The organism is Rhodococcus sp. R1101 (assembly GCF_000278445.1).
Classification (GTDB): domain Bacteria; phylum Actinomycetota; class Actinomycetes; order Mycobacteriales; family Mycobacteriaceae; genus Rhodococcus; species Rhodococcus gordoniae.
In genome coordinates, this window is record NZ_AJVB01000362.1 from 1 (window position 1) to 3957 (window position 3957).

Sequence of the window (3957 nt, forward strand, 5' to 3'; positions counted from 1 at the left end):
CCCTCGCCACGGTCGCGATGCTCCCGCACGTTCCCTATGCGGTGGACGCGCACGTCACCGATCTCGCGCTGCACGTCGCCGACGGCACCGTCTCGGTGGGCACCGCCGGAGAATCACGCAGGTCGGTCGACCGGTCCCGGACGCTCGCCTCGCTCACCCCGACCGAGTCCCTCGGATCCTGCGACACCGCCGCAGCCTTCGACATCGGTGTGCTCGCCGCGGCCGCCCAATTGCAGGGTCTCGGCCGGACGCTGCTCGACACCACGGTCGAATACGCTCAGCAGCGCAAGCAGTTCGGGCGGGCCATCGGTTCCTTCCAGGCGGTCAAGCACCACCTCGCCGAGGTGGCGGTCGCACTCGAGATGGCGCGTCCGTTGCTGCACGGCGCCGCGCTCGCCGTCCGCGACGGTCTGCCCAGCGCGGCCCGCGACGTCTCGGCCGCCAAGGTCGCGTGCGGCGACGCCGCGTACCTCGCGGCGCGCACGGCCCTGCAGGTGCACGGCGCCATCGGTTACACCCAGGAATACGATCTGTCGCTGTGGATCACGAAGGTCCGCGCGCTCGTCACCGCGTGGGGCACCCCCGACGAGCACCGGGCACGCGTGGTCGCGGCACTCGAGAGCGAGGCGTCGTGACGTTCGAAACGGAAGAGCGTGCCGCACTGAGGGAATCGGTGCGCACCCTGCTCTCCAAGCATTCCGATTCGGCTGCCGTCCGGCGCGCGATCACCACCGCCGACGGTTACGACGGCGACCTGTGGACGATGCTCGTCGAGCAGATCGGTGTCGCAGCCCTCGCCGTCCCGGAGGAATACGACGGTGTGGGTGCGTCGTGGGTCGAATCCCACGTGGTGCTCGAGGAACTCGGCCGCACGCTCACGCCCTCCCCCTTCCTGGGTTCGGCGGTGCTCGCGGCGCAGGCCGTGCTGTCGTCCGGTGATACCGACGCGGCGGCGCGCCTGCTTCCCGGCATCGCGGCCGGCGAGGTCGTGGCGGTGTGCTGGGCGTCGGCCGCCGGATGGCAGCGTCCCGGAGTGAGCACCGACGGGGACGTGCTGACCGGTACCGCGCACTACGTGCTCGGAGGTGACACCGCGTCCGTCCTTCTCGTTCTCGCGGCCGACGGCGACTCGGTGGCCCTCTTCGAGGTCGATCCGGATGCCGACGGGGTGATGCGACGCCGCGTGCCCACGATGGATCCCACGCGTGCCCTCGCGGAGGTGTCGTTCTCCGCGGTGACCGGTCGTCGCCTGTCGTCGTCCGACGATCTCGTCGACCGGCTGCGGGTGGCCGCCGCGATCGCCCTGTCCGCCGAGCAGGTCGGCGCCGCGCAGGCGGTACTCGACCTGACCGTCGAGTATACGAAGAACCGCAAGCAGTTCGGACGCGTCATCGGCTCCTTCCAGGCGCTCAAGCACCGCATGGCCGACATGTACGCACTGGTGGAGACCGCACGTTCGATGTCCTACGCCGCGGCACTGTCGCAGGATCCGCAGGACGCGTACGCCGCGAAGATCTACTGCTCGGAAGCTCTCCAGCAGGTCGCCGCCGAGGCCGTGCAGCTTCACGGCGGGATCGCGATCACCTGGGAGCACGACGCACAGTTGTTCTTCAAACGGGCGCACGGCAGCGCCCAACTGTTCGGGCAACCTCGCGAATACCTGGGCGCAATCTCGGCCTGAGCAATATCGTCGGCGGCGATCCCTGCGGAAGGAGATACATGAGAGTCCGATACGCGAATGTCGCCGCCGTCCTGTCCGCCGCTGCGATCACCCTGGCCACGCCGGGCGTGGCCGGGGCCGCAGCGACCGCGGAGGTCGTCCCGGGACGCACCCGGATCATGGTGACCGTGCACGGTGTGCCGGTCCATCCGGAGAGTTGCCGGGTCGACCCCGACGCGAACGGGAACACCCGGAGCCTGCCGGTGGAACCGTCGGGGACGATGGTCGCGCACTTCGTCGACCCCGGTCCCCGGCGGGTCCTGGTGTGGTGTCCCGACGGAGGCATCGTCTACGACCGCATCGTCGACGTCCGGCCCGCCGATCCGCTCGCCGATGCCGCCGACACCGTCTTCCGCACCGCCGGGAGCGGCGACCGCGTCACCGACCCGACCCTTCGGTGACGAGCCTCCTCGATTCCCCGGTATCCGCGGTCCGGAACCCCTGATCATCCGGGAGTGCTCGCGCCCGCCGCGGTAGCTCGCTAACGTCGGAGAGATGACACCTCCCACGATCACGCTGAATTCCGGAACGACGATCCCGCAGCTGGGCCTGGGTGTCTGGCAGGCCACCAACGACGAGACCGAACGCGCGGTCCGATACGCGATCGACGAGGCCGGCTACCGGCACATCGATACGGCTGCGGCCTACGGCAACGAGGAAGGCGTCGGTCGCGCGCTCGCCGCATCGCCGGTGCCACGCGAGGACATCTTCGTCACCACGAAGCTGTGGAATTCGGATCAGGGTTACGAACCGGCGCTGAAGGCCTTCGACACGAGCCTGAAGAAGCTGGGCACCGAGTACGTCGACCTGTACCTCATCCATTGGCCGCTGCAGGACCGCGAGCGGATCCTGCGTACCTGGGACGCGCTCGAGAAGATCGCCGAGTCGGGTCGCGCGAAGGCGGTCGGGGTGTGCAATTTCGAACCGCACCATCTGCAGGTGCTGGTCGATCGCGGCGGACTGTTGCCAGCGGTGGATCAGGTGGAGTTGCATCCGCATCTGCCGCAGCAGGAGATCCGCCGGTTCGCGTCCGAACACGGCATCGCCGTGGAGTCGTGGAGCCCGCTCGGGGGCACGAGCAACTCGGGGTGGGGTCCGAACTCGAAGCCGAACACCCTGCTCGTCGATCCGATCGTCACCCGTATCGCCGATCGTCACAGCAAGTCGGCCGCGCAGGTGCTCATCCGCTGGCACCTGCAGAACGGACTGATCGTCATCCCGAAGTCGGTGCACGAGCAGCGCATCTCCCAGAACATCGACGTCTTCGACTTCGAACTCGACGAACTCGACCTCAGCGAACTCGACACCCTCGACGACGGCACCCGGGTGGGCGCGCATCCCGACGAGATGAACATCGGCGCACCAGCCTGATCCCTTCCCTCCACAATTGGAACGTGTTCCCATTACTGGAGTACGCACGTCCGACTTCCGGAAGGCAGCGATGAGCGAGACGACGACGCATCTCGTGTTGGGCAGACCTGTCACGATGCCCGTGCAGGTCGGGACCGCCACGGCGTTCATGGGGATGTTCTCCGTTCCCGTGCACCCCGCGCAGGAACTCGTCGCCCACACCGGGCTCGAGATCCTGCAGTACCGGCCGGGTCACGGGATCTGCACTCTCGTCTTCGTGGACTACATCGACGGGGATCTCGGTCCGTACAACGAGTTCGGGGTCTGCTTCCTCGTCCGCGATCATCCCGAGCGCGGAGACGGCATCATCGGAGACTGGCGGAGCCTCCTCGGCGGGCAGGCCGGTGCACTCATCCACCACCTGCCCGTCGACGGGGACTTCACCCTCGCGGCCGGACGCGGCATCTGGGGATTTCCCAAGACCCTCGCCGACTTCGACGTCGACCACGACAGCAGTACCAGACGCGGTTCGGTCTCCGCGGGCGGAGCACTGATCGCCGAATTGACCGTAGTGCCAGGAATTCCCGTCCCGGGCAAGGGTCTCGCCGCGTCGCTCGCCGCGTATTCGCACATCGACGGCGTCACCCGGCGCACGACCTGGGAGATGAACCCGAGCGGGGTGCGCACCCGGCTCGGCGGCGCGACCCTGCGGTTGGGTACGCATCCGATCGCCGACGAACTGCGTTCACTCGGCCTGCCCCGCCGCGCACTCGCCTCGTCGTCGATACCCGACCTGCGGATGACCTTCGGCGACGCGACCGTCGTCCGACGACGACCGCACTCAGGAGAGCACGCCCGTCACGGCGAGAACGATCACCGCGACACCC

General features: G+C 68.4%; 4 protein-coding genes and 1 pseudogene. All 5 read left to right on the forward strand.

What is annotated here, in order from left to right; translation table 11 throughout:
- Nucleotides 1-635: acyl-CoA dehydrogenase family protein (locus R1101_RS0117825; RefSeq protein WP_016934716.1), on the forward strand; the 635-nt coding region annotated here is incomplete at its 5' end.
- Nucleotides 632-1681: an acyl-CoA dehydrogenase family protein gene (locus R1101_RS0117830; RefSeq protein ID WP_016934717.1), complete on the forward strand. Its 1050-nt coding sequence runs from the start codon at nucleotides 632-634 to the stop codon at nucleotides 1679-1681. The genes R1101_RS0117825 and R1101_RS0117830, both read left to right, overlap by 4 nt.
- A gap of 38 nt (nucleotides 1682-1719) precedes the next feature.
- The gene (locus R1101_RS0117835; protein ID WP_016934718.1) at nucleotides 1720-2121 is read left to right on the forward strand and encodes a hypothetical protein; all 402 of its coding nucleotides are present in this window, start codon (nucleotides 1720-1722) and stop codon (nucleotides 2119-2121) included.
- 94 nt (nucleotides 2122-2215) lie between these two features.
- The gene (locus R1101_RS0117840; protein ID WP_016934719.1) at nucleotides 2216-3091 is read left to right on the forward strand and encodes an aldo/keto reductase; all 876 of its coding nucleotides are present in this window, start codon (nucleotides 2216-2218) and stop codon (nucleotides 3089-3091) included.
- A gap of 70 nt (nucleotides 3092-3161) precedes the next feature.
- Nucleotides 3162-3896, forward strand: a pseudogene (locus tag R1101_RS27335) (acetoacetate decarboxylase family protein); the annotation flags it as partial.
- Between the last annotated feature and the right edge of the window lie 61 nt (nucleotides 3897-3957).

Coding starts and splice junctions, on each gene's coding strand:
- R1101_RS0117835 (WP_016934718.1), top strand. CDS start 1,720: ATGAGAGTCCGATACGCGAATGTCGCCGCCGTCCTGTCCGCCGCTGCG.
- R1101_RS0117840 (WP_016934719.1), top strand. CDS start 2,216: ATGACACCTCCCACGATCACGCTGAATTCCGGAACGACGATCCCGCAG.